A 16,605-nucleotide genomic window follows, 5' to 3' on the forward strand; every position below is an offset into this window, starting at 1 on the left:
TGTCGTGGATTACTGCCGCGGAATGCACGGACCCGTGGATTGGCGGATGCGCATTTCCGGCTTGATGAGGTGAATGCCGTCCGGCTCATGGCTACCCGCCAGCCTGTCGAGCAACGCACGGGCCGCAAGCCGTCCCACTTCCGCCTGACCGTTGGACACGGTCGTCAGCGAAGGCGTGGAAATCGATGCCTCTTCCAGATCGTCATAGCCGGTCACGGAAATATCCTTACCCGGCACGAAGCCTGCGCGCGAAACCCCGTTCATCAGGCCGATGGCGACGAGGTCGTTCCAGCAGACGGCGGCAGTCGGCTTTTGCGGCAAGGACAGAAAGTTCACCGCCGCCTCGAAGCCACCCTGCTTGGAGCGGGCGCCCGGAATGCGCAAATTCGGATCGACCTCGATACCAGCCTTGCGCAACGCATTCACATAGCCCTGATAGCGGTCGCGACCGGTGGATGTCTGGTCGGTGCCACCCACCATGGCAATGGTGCGGTGGCCAAGGCTGATCAGATGATTGGTGGCAAGCGAAATGCCGTAGCTGTCGTCGCCGCGAAAGGTCGGCATGTCGACACCATCCATGGAGCGCGCCACCAGAATGGCCGGCATGCCGTTTTCTTCCGCAAGCTTCAGATCTTCCGTCGGCGTGCCGATTGCCGGCGACATGATCACGCCGTCGCTGCCAAGCTGCAGCAGCGTTTCCAGGAAGGTGCGTTGCTTTTCCACCGAGTCGTAGTGGTTGGACAGAATGAAAGTCTGGCGGCTGCGGTCCAGTTCGCTTTCAATGGCCTTGAGAATTTCGCCATAGAACGGGTTCATCACGTCGTGAAAGACGACGCCGATAATACCGGAGCGCGAGGTGCGAAGGCTGGCGGCGCGACGGTTATAGATATAGCCGAGTGCTCGGGCCTGATCCTTGATCTTTTCGCGGGTGTCGGACGCCACCAACGGGCTGTCACGCAGCGCCAGAGAAATGGTCGCCGTGGAAAGCCCCAGGCTCTCGGCAATCGTTGAAAGCTTGACCTTTTGCGCCATGTCCCCTCCCCGAGATCGCGCGTCGCCATACTGCGACATTTAAATCGTGACTAAACAATTTAAACAACACGCGCAACTGGTTTAAGGGTTTTGCGAACTCTTGAAAGCTTTCACTTCAATTTTTTAATCGATTAAATCCAGGGACTGCAGATTGGCATCGATGGCGCGCAGGAGTTTGACGACGTTCTTAACGTCTTTGGCCGACAGTCCTTCCACTGCGCGAGCGCCACAGGTGGCAAGCGACGTGTTGATGTGATCGACGCTCTTCTGTCCGGCTTCGGTCAGCTTCACCATGGTGAGGCGACCGTCACCCTCGCCGGCACTGCGCTCGACAAAGCCCTGCGCTTCCATGCGACCGATGGTGCGGGTCATGGTCGGCGCCTTCACACCGAGCTTCTGGGCAATCTGCCCGGGCGTCATGCTGCCTTCCTGCGCAAGTGCCAGGATCACGCCATCCTGGCCCGCATAAAGACCGCTCGTTGCAAGATTATGGCTGAGCGCCGTGCGCATAGAGCGTGCGGCTTGCGTGAGGGATTGCGCCAACTCTTCCGGGCTGAAGGCGAAATCCTTCTTCTTCTGCGACTTGTCCTTCTTGGACGACTTGTCCTTTTTGGAGGCCTTGTCCTTGCTCATTCAGCCTGTGCCTTTTGCCAGATCGCGAAACGACTATATGATGTTGTAACTTCTAACGAATACAGGCGCGGATCGCCATATGCCACACACATACACGCAATTTGACGACGAAACGATAACAGCCGGATTTCAACCGTCGGAGATCATCGCAGTCCTGCCGCTTGGCGCCCATGAGCAGCATGGCCCGCATCTACCGTTTGAGACCGACACGCTGATTGCGACAGGCATCGTCTCGCGCCTGAAGGCCACCCTGCCGCAAAGCGTCCCCGCCACCTTCCTGCCGGTCGAACCGGTCGGCTATTCCATAGAACACATGGATGTGCCCGGCACGAAGACGCTTGCCTTCGATGAGGCGGTCAATCGCTGGCTGGATATTGCCCGCGTCCAGCATGAGAAAGGCATCCGCAAATTCGTCATGCTGAATGCCCATGGCGGCAACGCGCCGCTGATGACGATCGTCGCCACCGAAGCCCGCACGCGCTTCAACATGCTGGCGGTCGCCACCAGCTGGACGCGCTTTGGCCTGCCCGAGGGGCTGATTGCGCCGGAAGACAAGGCGATCGATATCCATGGCGGCGACATCGAAACCTCCGTCATGCTGGCGCTGAACCCCGACAAAGTTGCCATGGACAAGGCAGCAAGCTTCTCCTCCCGCCAGAGCGAATTTGCGAGCCGCTTTGCGCATCTGCGCGCCTATGGCCCCCACGCCTTTGGCTGGATGATGAGCGATCTCAACCCGCTCGGCGTCGCCGGAAACGCCGCCGCCGCAACCGCCGAGAAGGGCGAACAGATCATCGCCCATTCGGTGCGCGGCCTGATCGCGCTTCTGGAGGACGTTCGCGCCTTCGATGTAACGGCCTTCGATCGGCATTGAGCCGCAGCATCAAAATTCTTGAACAGAATTTCTTTGAACTGCCTTCTTCGCGAGCCTATATGAACGGCAACATTTTGTCTGTCGCGCCACCCGGCCGCCTATCGAGGTTTCCCATGACCGAAACAATCACCGAAGCAAACACCGCCGCTGCTGCAAAGCCCATTCCCGTCACCGTGCTGACCGGCTATCTGGGTGCCGGCAAGACCACGTTGCTCAACCGCATCCTGGCCGAGAACCATGGCAAGAAATATGCGGTGATCGTCAACGAGTTCGGCGAAATCGGCATCGACAACGACCTGATCGTGGAATCCGACGAGGAAATCTACGAGATGAACAATGGCTGCATTTGCTGCACGGTGCGCGGTGACCTGATCCGCGTCGTCGAAGGCCTGATGCGCCGTCCCGGTCGCTTCGATGGCATCATTGTCGAGACCACCGGCCTTGCCGATCCGGTTCCCGTCGCCCAGACCTTCTTCATGGATGACGATGTACGCGCCAAGACCGAGCTCGACGCCGTCGTCGCACTCGTCGATGCGAAGCACCTGCCGCTGCGTCTGAAGGACAGCCGCGAGGCCGAAGACCAGATCGCCTTTGCCGATGTCGTCGTCATCAACAAGAGCGACCTCGTCACCAAGGAAGAGCTGGCCCGCATCGAAGATATCGTGCGCGCCATCAACCCGTCTGCCCGCATCTACAAGACCGAACGCTCCGGCGTCGATCTCGCCCGTGTCCTGGATCAAGGCGCCTTCAATCTGGAACGCGCGCTCGAAAACGATCCGCATTTCCTTGAGCACGGCCATGAAGATCATGTCTGCGGCCCGGATTGCGACCATCACCACCACGATCATGATCATCACCATCATGGGCATGATCACGGCCACGATCACCACGGGCATGACCATGATCACCATCATCACGACCATGATCATGACCATGCAGCGCCATCGCCCATCCATGACGTAACGGTCCAGTCGGTTTCGCTGCGTGGCGGCGAGATGAACCCGGAGCGCTTCTTCCCCTGGATCCAGAAGGTGACGCAGACCGACGGTCCGAACATCCTGCGCCTCAAGGGCATCATCGCCTTCAAAGGCGATGCCGACCGTTACGTGGTGCAGGGCGTGCACATGATCATCGAGGGCGACCACCAACGCCCGTGGAAGGATGGCGAAAAGCGCGAAAGCCGCCTCGTCTTCATCGGCCGCGAACTCGACCGCGCCAAGCTGGAAGCCAGCTTCCATGCGTGTGAAGCGAAGGCTTGAGCATTCCCCTCCCCGCCGGTCCATTCTCCCTAGGCCAACCAAGGGAAGCTTGGGCTCCGCCCTCTCCTCCGCGTCATCCTCGGGCTTGACCCGAGGATCCACGCCGCACACTCTATACGGAACAGGCGGGATGGATGGTCGAGTCACCCTCGGGCGAGACCCGGGGGCCGACCATGACGACCGAGAGGCCTAGTCTCCACAACGCCCGCAGCCAAAACTCAAAAAGACGAAAGACTCATTGCCCATGCCCACCGTTGCTCCTCTTGACCTTGAAGGCCACGTCGTCGCGGCGCATTTTCTGGGCGATATCCCGCTATTTGCCACCGCCGCTGGCACCATTCATCGGCTCGATGGCGGGGAAAAGGTAACGGAGGCCCATGAGGGCCTGCTCACCTGCATTCGTGATCCCTACAGCGCCACGCTTCTGACGGGCGGCGAGGATGGCAAGGTGCTGCGCATCGGCCATGACGGCGCCGTCACGGAACTCGCTCACGTGCCGCGCAAGTGGATCAACGTCGTGGCGGGCGGCCCGCAGAAGGCCGTGGCCTATGCCGTCGGCAAATCAAGCTTCGTGCGGCTGCCTGACGGCACCACCAAGGAATTCAAGGAAGAGCGCACGGTCGAGGCGATTGCATTTGCGCCCAAGGGCCTGCGCATCGCCGCTGCCCGCTACAATGGCGTGACACTGCATTGGGTGGCAACCGCCGGAGATCCGGTCGATCTGGAATGGAAGGGTGCCCATACCGGCGTGACCTTCTCCCCCGATGGCCGCTTCCTTGTCACCGCCATGCAGGAAAATGCGCTGCATGGCTGGAAGCTCGACGCACCAAAGGGCGCCGACGCCCGTCATATGCGCATGACCGGCTATCCGGCCAAGGTCAAATCGCTCTCCTGGTCGCCCAAGGGCAAATGGCTTGCCTCCTCGGGTGCGCCTGCCGCCATCGTCTGGCCGTTCTCCGGCAAGGATGGCCCGATGGGCAAGCCACCGGAAGAGCTCGGCACGCGCGGCAACATCATGGCCACCCAGGTCGCCTTCCACCCCGCCGACGACGTGCTGGCTATCGGTTTCATCGATGGCATGATCCTCGGCGTGCGCATGGCGGACGGCAAGGAAGCGCTGCTGCGCCGCCCCGGCAAGGGCGCCATCTCCGGCCTCTCCTGGAGCGCCACCGGCAAACTGCTCGCCTTTGCCTCCGAAGCCGGCGATTGTGGCATCGTCGATATCTCGGTGTGAACGCAAGATATCTGTAGCAATGGCGCATCCGCACTGGATGCGCCGGTTTAAGCTTTCACCAAGTCAACTCGACCTGCGCCCGCCCATCGGAGGTGCGCTCCGTGGTGCGACCGCTCGCATCCACATTGCAATGAATCCGCTGGCGAAAGGCGGAAAAGCTGTCGAAGGTGACGACATCGACCGGATCGTCGAAATGCATCGTCAGACGAAAGCGCTCCGGATCGCCACCGAGCGACTGCACACCGAGGATGGCGCCGGTGAAAGGCTGGCCGAGATAATAGCCGCTGACTCGCGAGCCCAGCATATAGGGATTGAAGGGTGGCCGATTGCCGACGGCGGCGTGAAGCGTGTTCCAGTCGCGATAGCCATATTGCGCGGCGATCAGTTCCAGCGCGCGCGAGTGGCCAATCGCCGTGCCGTCTGCGGCAAGGCTGGCCCGAAGACGCTTCGCCTGATCTTTCAGCGTATCGAGACTGGGTAAAGGTGGTGTCGTATTCCGCATGGCGGTTCTCCTGCATCGGCATACATCATTGAGGAGGGGTCCGCATTGCCACCGTCTGCATGCCTGAAAAAGGAATGACCGTACCGGAGGTTTGACAGAGAGTTTCACCAAAGCATGGACGCTTGCGGACGGCAGGCACTCTCGGCCTGCCGCAGTGTTTAGCGGATTTGTGAGGAACGGTCAATTTGGGCTGAAGACAGCGCGTTGGAATGAAACGGTGAGACGCCATAGTCGCAGTGACGCCGATGGGGACAGACATGCTCGCCCCCTTCTCCGTCATCCTCGGGCTCGACCCGAGGATTCATAAACCATTGACGCCATTGGGAATAATTGGATCCTCGCCTCAGGGGCGAGGATGACGGAGAGGGGCGCGCATGAACGGCAAAAGGGGCCGCACCCTCTGGCGACACCCTCTCCTGAACCCTCAAAACCGGTAGGTCACACCTGCACCCACCAGCCACGGATCGAGCTTGGCCTTGCCGCTGATGTCACCGAACGCGTCGCTCGTTGCCGTCCACTTGGTATCGAGAAAGATCTTCTTCACGTCGAAGTTCACGCCCCAGTTCTTTGTCACCATATAGTCGAAGCCGACCTGTAAGGCAGCGCCGAAGTCGTTCTTGACGTCGAGATTGCTGAAGCCCGGCTTTTCGCTCTGGTGATAGAAGAGCGAGTAGTTCACGCCCGCACCCACGTAGGGCTTGAAGGCGCCGAAATCGGTAAAGTGATATTGCAGCGTCAGCGTCGGCGGCAAAAGCCAGGTCTTGCCGACATCGATCTCACCCAGCGTTCCCGTCGTGTTGATCTTGGAAAAGGTCGTACCGAGAATGAGTTCAGCGGCAATATTGTCGGTGAAGAAGTAGCTGATATCGAGTTCGGGGATCACCGTGTCCGAATAGGAGAGCCCCGCACCGGGCACGCCATTGATCGTGCCGCTGTCATGGGTCAGCACGCCAAGCGCGCGAACGCGGATCATCCATGGGCTTGCCGCAGCAATGGCGTCTTCCGCTGTGGGGGCCGGTGCAACGGGTGCCAGATCCGCCGCAAAGGCAGTGCCGGGCAGGACGCCGCACAGGATGGCAAGCGGAAGGGTAGCTTTTCGGATGGTCGCAAACACGTTTTCTCTCCTTGATCAGATCGATGAACACGCCTTTTCGCCCGCTCCATGCAGGGTCTACCCGCAGGACGGAGCAGCACAGGTGTTCGCACCATCCCTATCGGGTTGTGCCGAGGTGCTCTTTGAGGTGGATCAAATGCGGAGAAGATGCGCTTTTGCTGGGCAAAGCCATGGATTGGCCCGCACCCTGCGCAACGGAAAATTGCAAAAAAATTCAACAGCTCTAAAACACGATATACTTATTAACAATAATTAATTCAATCTACACTTATTGTCTCTAAGTATCTCTCAATAATAGAGAAATTGCCTCGGCGCTGCATCCGGCGTGCTCGGGGTGGGAGGATCATAGGGATGCGAATTTCGATTTCGGCCGCGGTGACGGCAACGGGGATTGCCCTGATTGCCGGTGTTCTCCTGACACTTGCGACGGGCGCCGGTGCGCTGAACCGATTGAAGGTCAACGGTCCGATCTATGAGAATATCATCTACAGCAAGGACCTGATCGCCGATATTCTGCCGCCGCCGCTCTATGTGATCGAAAGCTATGCGCTGGCCAATGAAAGCACGCTGCATCCCGACACGCTGGCCGTCAACGCGCCACGCATGAAGGTTCTGAAGGACCAATATGAGGAGCGCCGGGCCTACTGGAAAACGACGAGACTTCCCGATTTCTTGAAGACCAAGCTTCTCGACGATGTGTTGGTGAAGGGTGATGACTTCTGGCGCGAAATGCAAAGCGCCACGCTGCCTGCCCTTCAGGGCAGTGATCGCAATGCTATCGTCGCGTCATTGGGGGCGCTGCGCGTCAAGTTCCATCGCCATGAGGCCGCCGTCACCGAACTGGTGGAAATGGGCAACGTTTTCGGCAAGGAGCAGGAAGCCTATGCCGCTTCGCAGACAAGCCTGCTGCAGGGCGCAAGCTACGGGCTCGGCGTCTTCCTCATCCTGCTCTGCATTGCATCCACCCTCTTCACCAGACGCCGCGCCATTCGCCCGCTGGGAGATATGACCGAGACAATGACCAGAATGGCGGGCGGCGATCTGAAAGACGAGCCGCCCCACCTTGCCCGCCAGGACGAGATCGGCGCGATGGCCAAAGCACTCGCCGTGTTCCGCGATGCGGGCCTTGCCAAACGACGCCTGGAAACGGAAGCCGAAGAGGCGCGCCAGTTGAGCGATCGCGAACGCCACGAGCGTGAGCGTGAACGCCTGGCCGATGCCGATGCGCTGCGCTTTGCCGTGGAGCAACTGGGCGGCGGCCTCAGCCAGCTCGCCACCGGCGATCTGAGCCGCAGCCTCGATCAGCCTTTCCATCCGCGCTTCGAAACGCTCAGGCAGAATTTCAACGAGTCGATTTCCACCCTGCGCCTGACGCTTCGGGATGTGCTGTTAGAGACCGACCACCTGAACCGGCAGGGCCAGGACCTTCGTGGCGGTGCCGACAATCTGGCACGCCGCACCGAACAGCAGGCCGCGGCACTGGAAGAGACCGCCGCAGCCCTCGAGCAGGTCACCTCCACCGGCAAGGCGGCCGTCGCGCGCATCGAAGACGCCCGCAATCTGGTAAAGAATGCCCGCGACGCCGCTGTCCATTCCTCGACCGTCGTCGGAAAGGCCATTTCCGCCATGAACCGCATCGAGACCGCGTCAGGCGAAATCGGCTCGATCATCGGCACGATCGAAAACATTGCCTTCCAGACCAACCTTCTGGCTTTGAATGCAGGCGTCGAAGCCGCCCGTGCGGGGGAAGCCGGAAAGGGCTTTGCCGTGGTCGCCCAGGAGGTGCGCGAACTGGCGCAGCGCTCTGCCGCCGCCGCCAATGAGATCAAGCAGCTCGTCGCCAGATCCGGCCAGGAGGTGGCAGGCGGCGTCGATCTCGTGCAATCGACGGGCGCGGTTCTGGCAGAAATCGAAGCGCTCGTTTCGCGCATAGACCTCAACATCGACAGCATCGCCACCGCTGCGCGCGAACAGTCTGTCGGCCTGTCGGAGATCAATACCAGCGTCAACACGCTGGACCAGATGACCCAGCACAACGCCGCGATGGTGGAAGAAACCAACGCCGCCACCCAGAACCTTGCCGAAGCGGCCCGTAACCTGGCATCGCTCGCAGGCCGGTTCCATATCGGCGGCAACGGCCAGGCTGCCATCCGCCGCGCCGCGTGATCGCAGCGAGCAACCGAGACCTGAAGCATCTCGCGCAAAAGTGTGCAGCGGTTCTGCGATAACGACATGCGATAACAAGACCTGAAGCGCGCAGCGATCCAAAAGATCGTGGCGCGCTTCATACATTTGTCACCGAGCGCCCTCTTGCTCCCCACCTCATCGCAAAGTCAAATGCGATCAAGCGCAACGCCCTCCGATGCGGAATAAGGGAGGCGTGAAGCAAAGGGAGACACCATGGCCATTCTGGAAAGACTGATCTGGCAGATCGAGACGGACCTCAAATCCGACCTCTCGCTGCCGTCTCTCTCCAGGCGTTGTGCCGTCAATCTTCACCACATGTGCCGGGTGTTTCAACTCGCCACCGGCATGTCCATCATGACCTATGTCCGCGCCCGCAGACTATCCGTCGCGGCACGGGCCATCGCATGTGGTGAGGAGACCATCATCGCCATCGCGCTGGATGCCGGATACGGCTCCCACGAGGCCTTCACACGCGCCTTCGCCAGCTATTTCGGCACACCGCCAAGCAGGCTGAGATGCGAGCTGTCCATCGCAACCCTCAATCTTATGGAGCCTTTTGAAATGAACAAGGACATGATTGTTCCGCTTGCCGCACCACGCAGGGAAGACCGCGAAGCCTTCCGCGTGGTCGGTCTTGGCCTTGATTGCGCCTTTGACAAGACGGGCGAAATCCCAGCACTCTGGCGATCCTTCATGGAGCATGAGGAAGAGGTCCAGAACCTTGTGCCCGGCCCGGTTTACGGCGTCTGCTGCATGGGCGATGGCGCTGGCAACTTCCGCTACATTGCCGGTATCGAGGCAACAGGATCGACACCCGGCATGGAGCATATCGACATCCCCGCGCAGACCTATGCCGTCTTCACCCATAGCGGCCACATCTCGGATATCGGCAAGACGGTCTATACGATCTGGAACAAGGCACTGCCGGACGCTGGGCTTGAAAGCGCGAACGCACCGGACTTCGAGCGATACGACCACCGATTCGATGGCCGCACCGGTCGCGGCGAGGTGGAGATCTGGATTCCGATCGTTTCGTGAGGGGCCACTGACGTGCAGGGCGCCACACCTCCACTGTCATCCCGCAGGTCATCCGCTGCTGTCCGTTTTTAAGTTTTTGGACAATGGATGATTCGACTTTGTTTTGGACGTTTCACTGCGTTCTGGACAGCAAGTAGCGATCAATGTCGTAAGACACGACAATAGCGTCCTTCGTCAGCGTCAACAGAATATTCCGTGGTCTGTATCCAGATCTACGTCGCGCGGATTGCCAATATCCTTCTACGTTCCGGATCTGTCACATACCCCCCTCTGCCCTGCCGGGCATCTCCCCCTCAAGGGGGGAGATCGAACTGTCGTACCGTCTTGCCACAAATTGCGGTCAGACGTGACATGCGAAGAGCACCTCGTGCCGATCTCCCCCCTTGAGGGGGAGATGTCCGGCAGGACAGAGGGGGGTATGATGCCAAGCATTCAGAGCTGTCTTGGCAACTTTTCAATCTACATGACAGACCTCAAGGGTCCGCCCGCCCTCAGGAAAACCGGCGCCCGCTTGCGACCAGCATGCCAGCCGCACCATCCAGCCAGCCGGGCTTCAGCTCCAGCGCCAGGAAGCGGTTGCGCTCGAAGGGGCCGGGCATGACGAGGTGCTGGGTTTTGGTGGCGAAGAAGCCGAAGCGCTCGTAATAGGGCGCATCACCCACAAGCAGGATGGCGCCGTGGTCGCGGCGGGTTGCTTCAGCAATGGCGGCGCGCATCAGCGCCGAGCCGATGCCCTTGCCCTCATGCGCGGCATCGACGGCGAGCGGTCCGAGCAGCAGGGCTGCGACCGGGCTGCCTTCGCGGGTGACGCCAGCTTGGACGTTCCACAGGCGCACGGTGCCGATCACATGGCCGTCCTGATCGCGGGCGACCAGCGCCAAGCCTTCGGCCGGCACGCGGCCAGCGCGCAGCTTCTCGGAAGACTTGCGGCGGCGGCCGGGACCCATGGCGCGGTCCAGCAGGTTTTCGCGCGCGACGACATCGCCGGCGTTTTCGGTTTCGATAAAGAATGTCTGCGGCGTGAAGAATGCACGAACCGAATTGAGAACAGCGGCCATCCCGGCCTCCCGTTACCAAGCCGCCCACGAAAGCGGCACCTGCCAGAAACATGTCGCGCAAGCCTCTTGCAACGACAAGGATTGAACCGTTCCGGCCCGGCGCGCGCCGCAAGCTTTTCCCTCGGCTGGACAGAGGTTCGGCAAGCAGGGTTTGCGCCAGGCCCGGGCGTCAGCCGGGCCGGAACGGGAAGATCCGGGAGAACGCCGCCCGCCCCAACGGGCGGCGTCTCGCGCAGATCACATTGCTTTGGATCGATTTTGTCCCGAGAGGGACTTAGATCACATAGGCCTTCAAGGGCTCGAAGCCATTGAATGCGACCGCCGAATAGGTGGTCGTGTAGGCGCCCGTTCCTTCGATCAGAACTTCGTCGCCGATGGTCAGCGAGACCGGCAGCGGGTACATGTTCTTCTCATAGAGCACATCGGCGCTGTCGCAGGTCGGACCGGCCAGAACGCAAGGCTCCATCGTGTCCTCATCGCGCGTGGTGCGGATGGGGTAGCGAATGGCTTCGTCCATGGTTTCGGCCAGACCGCCGAACTTGCCGATGTCGAGGAACACCCAGCGATGGTTGTCATTGTCGGACTTGCGCGAGACGAGAACGACTTCCGCCTTGATCACGCCCGCATTGCCAACCATGCCTCGGCCCGGCTCGATGATGGTCTTCGGGATCTGGTTGCCGAAGTGCTTGCGCAGCGCCGTGTCGATTGCCTGGCCGTATTCTTCAGCGGCGGGAACGTCGCGAAGATACTTGGTCGGGAAACCGCCGCCCATGTTCACCATCTGCAGGTGGATGCCCTGCTTGGCAAGAGACGCGAAGACGCGCTTGGCATCGCCAACGGCTGCATCCCATGCGTCGAGGTTCATCATCTGCGAACCGACATGGAAGGACACGCCGTAGGATTCCAGACCCAGCTGGTGTGCATAGACCAGAACGTCGACAGCCATCTGCGGCACGCAGCCGAACTTGCGCGACAGCGGCCATTCGGCGCCTTCGCCATCGGTCAGAACACGGCAGAATACGCGGGCACCTGGGGCTGCACGGGCAACCTTCTCGACTTCCTCATGGCTGTCCACGGCGAAGAGATCGATGCCGAGCGCGTGAGCGCGTGCAACATCGCGTTCCTTCTTGATGGTGTTGCCGAAGGAGATACGGTCGGAGGTCGCACCGGCATCGAGCGCCATCTGGATTTCAGCCACGGAGGCGCAATCGAAGTTGGAGCCCATCGAAGCGAGCAGCTTGAGGATTTCAGGAGCCGGGTTCGCCTTGACGGCGTAATAGATGGCGCTGTTCGGCAGGGCATGCCGGAACGCGTGGAAATTATCGCGCACGACGTCGAGATCGACCACAAGGCAGGGACCTTCGGGACGGCGGGTATTGATGAAGTCGAGGATGCGTGCAGTCGTCATCTTTGTGTTCCCTAACTTGATCCGGCTCCGGAAAAATTCCGGAGGACAAAGAACGCTCGAGATATGCAGGACGAATCAGCCGGTGGAGGCGCAGATTCATTCGCATACGCTCAAGGCGCAAATGTGAACAACGCCCTGCCAGGAGCATTATTCGGCTTTGTCTGCCATGGGATTGGAGGGAATCATACCCAACCGCACTTACGGCAATGATGGTGTGCCTCTTCAGTACCCCGGCTGATGGAAAGCCGGCAGAGAACCAGAAAGGCCCGCACCGTCGTTGCTTCGTATGTCCTCGCATATCCGGTTGGCCGGAACAGCGACTGGAGGGGTTAATTCCAGGTACCTTACCGAACTCCTCACCACATCGAGGGTCGGCGGACACACATGGGCACGTGCGACTTTGGGCAGGGACGGAGATAAGAATATTCGCCGTCATAATCAAGAGGATTTTTTCACCATTTCGCGAATTTTTTCGGCAGTGCTTTTCTTGTTGGACAGTGGATTCCAATCGTTCAATTATATGGAACGAACAGGAGTTTATGGATGGATACGCTGACCCGCATTCGCGCCTTTATCGACGTGGTCGAAGCGGAGGGTTTTTCCGCCGCCGCGCGCAAGACCGGACGCTCCAAGGCGCTGCTGTCCAAATATGTGCGTGAGCTGGAAGACGATCTCGGCGCGCTACTTCTCAACCGCACCACGCGGCAGTTTTCGCTGACGGAAGCAGGCCATACCTATTACCGCACCGCCTCCGACATTCTGAAAGAGATCGACAATCTCGCCGACCTCGTGCGCGAGAAGAATTCCGACCTGAAAGGCAAGCTGCGCCTATCCGTGCCGCGCACCTTCATCGATGCCGATGTGGGCCAGAGCCTCATCGATTTCGCCCGCGAGAACCCGGAACTGTCCATGGAGATCGTGGCCGATGACCGCTTCGTCGATCTGATCGAGGAAGGTTTTGACCTCGCCATCCGCATCACCAAGCTGGAGGATTCCGGCCTTATTGCCCGAAAGCTGTCGGATTTCCGCGTCCATGCGGTGGCGACACCGGATTTCGTTGCCCGCCATGGACCGCTGGAAAACCCGCAGGACCTCGGAAAAGTCCCCTGCATCATCGACACCAATTCCCGCTTCCAGAATCACATCCGCTATTTCGAGCCGGGCGGTGGCACCAATTCCGTTGCGACCCGCGGGCCGATCGAAGTCAACAGCCCGCAGGCTACGCTACGCGCCGCCCGCTCAGGCCTTGGCGTCGCCATCGTGCCGGACTTCATCGCCCGCCCGCATATCCAGTCAGGCGAGCTGGTGACGCTGTTCGATGACTATAATTTCCCGCGATCGTGGCATTTACGCCGTCTATCCGCATCGCCGCTATCTGCCGGCCAAGGTGCGCAGCTTCGTCGATTATCTCTCCAACTGGTTCCGAAAGAACGGTTGATCGGCGCTGCCGCCGAAATTCAGTCCCAATTAGTTATAGAGTAACCCCAGATTCGCCTGAGGATAAACGCGGCCCATGAAAAAACTCATTCTGCCAATGGCCGCCTGCGCCGCTGCCTGTCTTGCGCCGCTCACCGCTTTCGCTCATCCGCACATCTTTGCCGAAGCGCGCATGGAAATCATCGAAGGCGCGGATGGCAATGTGCAGGAAGTGCGCAACATCTGGCGCTTCGACGAGATGTTTTCCGCAAGCGTGGTTCTCGATTACGACAAGAACAGCGACGCCAAGCTCGACAAGGAAGAACTCGCCGAAATCGGCAATACGGTGCACGAGTCCCTGGCGGAATATTCCTATTACACCTTCATCGCGGTGAACGGGAAGAACATCGACTTCAACAAGCCGGATGTCATCCACGTGGATTACAAGGACGGCCAGATCCTGATGTTCTTCTCGGTCAAGCCGAAAAACCCGCTGCCGGTCAAGGGCAAGCTCTCCTTCGGCGCCTGGGACCCGACCATGTATACGGCCATCGATTTCGCCAAGGATACCGACATCGTGGTGAAAGGCCCGCATCTGGCCGCCTGCAAGCACAAGGTTGTGCGCCCCGACCCGGATGAAATCATCGCCCAGAACCAGAGCAGCCTGACCGACGCCTTCTTCAACGACCCGACCGGCACCGACATGACCAAGCTCTTTGCGACAAGACTGGAACTGCAATGCTAGGGAACATTGTTTCGAAGATTCGCGCCAAAGCTGGCTCAAGCATAGTCGGCGAGCATTTTTCTCTCCCCTCATTTCTGTCCTCGGACTTGTTCCGGGGATCATCACAGGAATCCAGCTGGCGCGCGTCTGCGCGGCGAGAGGAGTCGTTTCAGCCCAGAGGCCTGGGCTGGCTGGATTCCTGTGACGATCCCCGGAACAAGTCTGAGGACAGGAATGAGGTCCGTACGGTGTGGCTCCTCGCGCTGACCACCCTCACCCTGCTCTTCGCCTCGCTCGGCATCGCCCATGCGCAATCGCCGCTCGGCATCGGCTCGGCCGAACCCTCCATTTCCGTCGGCGGGCCGCTTGCACCCTTCTTCCAGTGGATCAACGTCCACCAGCAGAGCTTCTACCGCGCACTGACCGGCGCGCTGAAAGCCATGCGCGAAGACCCCTGGGCGCTGACCTCGCTGATCGGCCTTTCCTTTGCCTATGGTGTGTTCCATGCGGCTGGCCCCGGCCACGGCAAGGCGGTCATCTCCTCCTATATGATCGCCAACGAAACACAGCTGAAACGCGGCATCCTGATCTCCTTCGTCTCGGCGCTGATCCAGGGCGCGGTCGCCATCCTGCTCGTCACCGCCGCTTACTTTCTGCTGCGCGGCACCTCCATCACCATGACGAAAGCCACGCAAGCCATGGAGATCGTAAGCTTCGCCATGGTCGCGCTCTTCGGCGCCTGGCTTCTGGTGCGCAAGATCTGGAGCATGCTGCACCAGCGCGCCGATCATCACGCCGTCGCATCCCCGCAAGCGCCCGCACCGGCCCTTGCCGCATCCCCATCCGCCTTACCTGTCGCGAGCGCTAGCCTGTCCAGAAGCCCCGCGCTCTCGTTCAAGGCAGCCGAAAACACCACGACGGGTTTCGCGGAGGCCGGAACCGCCGCACCCCGCCGCACCGGCATGGGAAGCGGTCTGCGCTTCCAGGGCCAGCCGGTCTTTGCCGATCACGCCCAAAGCGGCAGCGGCGAACTCTGCGATGCCTGCGGCAAGGCCCATGCGCCAGACCCCTCACTCTTCCAGTCCCGCACCTTCAGCCTCACCGAAGCCTGGTCGGCCATCGTCGCGGTGGGCCTGCGCCCCTGCTCCGGCGCCATCATCGTCATGAGCTTTTCGATGCTGAACGGCCTGCTCATCGGCGGCATGCTTTCGGTGCTCGCCATGTCCATCGGCACCGCCCTCACCGTCTCGCTACTCGCCATCCTCGCCGTCACCGCCAAGGACGCCGCCATCCGCTACGCCGGAACCGGCAGCCGCCGTGCGTCAAGGATCGCCAATGGCATCGAGATTGCGGGGGCGCTTGTGGTATTGCTGATGGGGCTGGCTTTGCTGGGGGCGTCGTTGCAGGCGTGAGCACCCTGCACTACAAACAGCGTACTGAGCGCTACATGCAGTAGGACACAAAATGCAAGTAGCCCTTCGATGTGTTGCAGCTGTGCTCGGATTTGGCATCCTGATCAGCGCTGGCTTGGTCGTAAAGGGGCTCCTTGACGCCAACGAACGTATTGACCGCTGCGCTGACGAAACCTCGGGAAAGTACATCTTCGACGATGAGGCTCGAGCTACCGCCTGCAAATGATCGGCGAAATGCGAACCCGAAAAATGCCGATTTTCATCCTTCTCGACCCTCAGTGAACAGCAAGGGTGACTTTTCTGAGCGAAATTTACCTTTCGGCGGGTTATCGGTCCTCGGCACCTCCGTGCGGAAAGGTGGCATTCAACAAAGGATATGCTAGATATCGGGGACTTGCCTCCGGGTTCCGCCAAGTACCGAGCCAGCTTCGCAGCGAAAGCGGCATCATGTATTCGTTAACGATTTTGTTCAAGCCAGCATTTAGGTGCCAGACATGTCTTGGAGTAGCAAGCTCATAAAGAGAACGCAGTCAAACATGCGTGACACAGAACTTGTACATCGCAGAACCTCCCGATTTCGGCTCCCCGAACCAGTACATTTCTTCTTTAGAACTCTGTCTTCTTATCTTTTCTTTAGTCGCCGTTCCCTGCTGTTTTATATTGCAATAGGAATAATGGTTGGCGCAACTATCGCCGAACGAACCGGATTTAGAG

13 protein-coding genes and 1 pseudogene are annotated in these 16,605 nt (G+C 60.0%); 8 read left to right on the forward strand and 6 right to left on the reverse strand.

Annotated features, from left to right (window positions below):
- Nucleotides 1-9: 9 nt before the first annotated feature.
- On the reverse strand, nt 10-1,032 hold the full coding sequence (locus tag QE435_RS12055; RefSeq protein WP_062427810.1) for a LacI family DNA-binding transcriptional regulator: 1,023 nt from the start codon (nt 1,030-1,032) through the stop codon (nt 10-12).
- Between the two features lie 123 nt (nt 1,033-1,155).
- Entirely contained in the window at nt 1,156-1,665 is a 510-nt protein-coding gene (locus QE435_RS12060) for a MarR family transcriptional regulator (protein ID WP_306934401.1), read from the reverse strand.
- Between the two features lie 79 nt (nt 1,666-1,744).
- Here QE435_RS12060 and QE435_RS12065 point away from each other — a divergent pair, with 79 nt between their 5' ends.
- From QE435_RS12065 to QE435_RS12075, 3 genes are all read left to right on the forward strand, one after another.
- A complete protein-coding gene (locus tag QE435_RS12065) occupies nt 1,745-2,539 on the forward strand; it encodes a creatininase family protein (protein ID WP_349041521.1) in 795 nt (264 codons plus the stop codon).
- Nucleotides 2,540-2,652: 113 nt separating this feature from the next.
- A complete protein-coding gene (locus QE435_RS12070; protein WP_349041522.1) occupies nt 2,653-3,798 on the forward strand; it encodes a GTP-binding protein in 1,146 nt (381 codons plus the stop codon).
- Between the two features lie 244 nt (nt 3,799-4,042).
- A complete protein-coding gene (locus tag QE435_RS12075; protein ID WP_349041523.1) occupies nt 4,043-5,032 on the forward strand; it encodes a WD40 repeat domain-containing protein in 990 nt (329 codons plus the stop codon).
- Between the two features lie 55 nt (nt 5,033-5,087).
- Here QE435_RS12075 and QE435_RS12080 read toward each other — a convergent pair whose 3' ends face one another.
- Nucleotides 5,088-5,534 carry a glyoxalase superfamily protein gene (locus QE435_RS12080; protein ID WP_349041524.1) on the reverse strand — a complete coding sequence of 149 codons (447 nt, stop codon included), beginning with the start codon at nt 5,532-5,534 and terminating at the stop codon, nt 5,088-5,090.
- Nucleotides 5,535-5,958: 424 nt separating this feature from the next.
- Nucleotides 5,959-6,636, reverse strand: coding sequence for an OmpW family protein (locus tag QE435_RS12085; protein WP_306934903.1), 678 nt, complete (start codon nt 6,634-6,636; stop codon nt 5,959-5,961).
- A gap of 363 nt (nt 6,637-6,999) precedes the next feature.
- On the opposite strand from QE435_RS12085, the gene QE435_RS12090 reads away from it, so the two are divergent.
- Nucleotides 7,000-8,814, forward strand: coding sequence for a methyl-accepting chemotaxis protein (locus QE435_RS12090; protein ID WP_349041525.1), 1,815 nt, complete (start codon nt 7,000-7,002; stop codon nt 8,812-8,814).
- 234 nt (nt 8,815-9,048) lie between these two features.
- Nucleotides 9,049-9,873: an AraC family transcriptional regulator gene (locus tag QE435_RS12095; RefSeq protein WP_349041526.1), complete on the forward strand. Its 825-nt coding sequence runs from the start codon at nt 9,049-9,051 to the stop codon at nt 9,871-9,873.
- A gap of 491 nt (nt 9,874-10,364) precedes the next feature.
- On the opposite strand, the gene QE435_RS12100 is transcribed toward QE435_RS12095, so the two are convergent.
- Both QE435_RS12100 and odc2 read right to left on the reverse strand, forming a co-directional pair.
- Nucleotides 10,365-10,931: an N-acetyltransferase gene (locus QE435_RS12100; RefSeq protein ID WP_306934407.1), complete on the reverse strand. Its 567-nt coding sequence runs from the start codon at nt 10,929-10,931 to the stop codon at nt 10,365-10,367.
- Nucleotides 10,932-11,205: 274 nt separating this feature from the next.
- Nucleotides 11,206-12,339: an ornithine/lysine decarboxylase gene (odc2, locus tag QE435_RS12105; RefSeq protein WP_113180914.1), complete on the reverse strand. Its 1,134-nt coding sequence runs from the start codon at nt 12,337-12,339 to the stop codon at nt 11,206-11,208.
- Between the two features lie 543 nt (nt 12,340-12,882).
- Between odc2 and QE435_RS12110 the strand changes: the two are divergent.
- The 3 genes and pseudogenes from QE435_RS12110 (at nt 12,883) to QE435_RS12120 (ending at nt 15,891) form a co-directional block, all read left to right on the forward strand.
- Nucleotides 12,883-13,777, forward strand: a pseudogene (locus QE435_RS12110) (LysR family transcriptional regulator).
- Between the two features lie 75 nt (nt 13,778-13,852).
- Nucleotides 13,853-14,500 carry a DUF1007 family protein gene (locus QE435_RS12115; RefSeq protein WP_309771787.1) on the forward strand — a complete coding sequence of 216 codons (648 nt, stop codon included), beginning with the start codon at nt 13,853-13,855 and terminating at the stop codon, nt 14,498-14,500.
- A 227-nt stretch (nt 14,501-14,727) separates the two neighbouring features.
- Nucleotides 14,728-15,891, forward strand: a complete 1,164-nt coding sequence (locus QE435_RS12120) for a nickel/cobalt transporter (protein WP_349041527.1) — start codon at nt 14,728-14,730, stop codon at nt 15,889-15,891.
- Nucleotides 15,892-16,605: the final 714 nt, after the last annotated feature.

The organism is Agrobacterium sp. SORGH_AS 787, from assembly GCF_030819035.1.
Taxonomy (GTDB): Bacteria; Pseudomonadota; Alphaproteobacteria; order Rhizobiales; family Rhizobiaceae; genus Agrobacterium; species Agrobacterium larrymoorei_B.

Bases quoted from the DNA above. Each gene is read 5' to 3' on its own strand.
- QE435_RS12060 (WP_306934401.1), bottom strand. From the start codon at position 1,665: ATGAGCAAGGACAAGGCCTCCAAAAAGGACAAGTCGTCCAAGAAGGAC.
- QE435_RS12070 (WP_349041522.1), top strand. From the start codon at position 2,653: ATGACCGAAACAATCACCGAAGCAAACACCGCCGCTGCTGCAAAGCCC.
- QE435_RS12055 (WP_062427810.1), bottom strand. From the start codon at position 1,032: ATGGCGCAAAAGGTCAAGCTTTCAACGATTGCCGAGAGCCTGGGGCTT.
- odc2 (WP_113180914.1), bottom strand. From the start codon at position 12,339: ATGACGACTGCACGCATCCTCGACTTCATCAATACCCGCCGTCCCGAA.
- QE435_RS12095 (WP_349041526.1), top strand. From the start codon at position 9,049: ATGGCCATTCTGGAAAGACTGATCTGGCAGATCGAGACGGACCTCAAA.
- QE435_RS12115 (WP_309771787.1), top strand. From the start codon at position 13,853: ATGAAAAAACTCATTCTGCCAATGGCCGCCTGCGCCGCTGCCTGTCTT.
- QE435_RS12090 (WP_349041525.1), top strand. From the start codon at position 7,000: ATGCGAATTTCGATTTCGGCCGCGGTGACGGCAACGGGGATTGCCCTG.
- QE435_RS12100 (WP_306934407.1), bottom strand. From the start codon at position 10,931: ATGGCCGCTGTTCTCAATTCGGTTCGTGCATTCTTCACGCCGCAGACA.
- QE435_RS12075 (WP_349041523.1), top strand. From the start codon at position 4,043: ATGCCCACCGTTGCTCCTCTTGACCTTGAAGGCCACGTCGTCGCGGCG.
- QE435_RS12065 (WP_349041521.1), top strand. From the start codon at position 1,745: ATGCCACACACATACACGCAATTTGACGACGAAACGATAACAGCCGGA.
- QE435_RS12080 (WP_349041524.1), bottom strand. From the start codon at position 5,534: ATGCGGAATACGACACCACCTTTACCCAGTCTCGATACGCTGAAAGAT.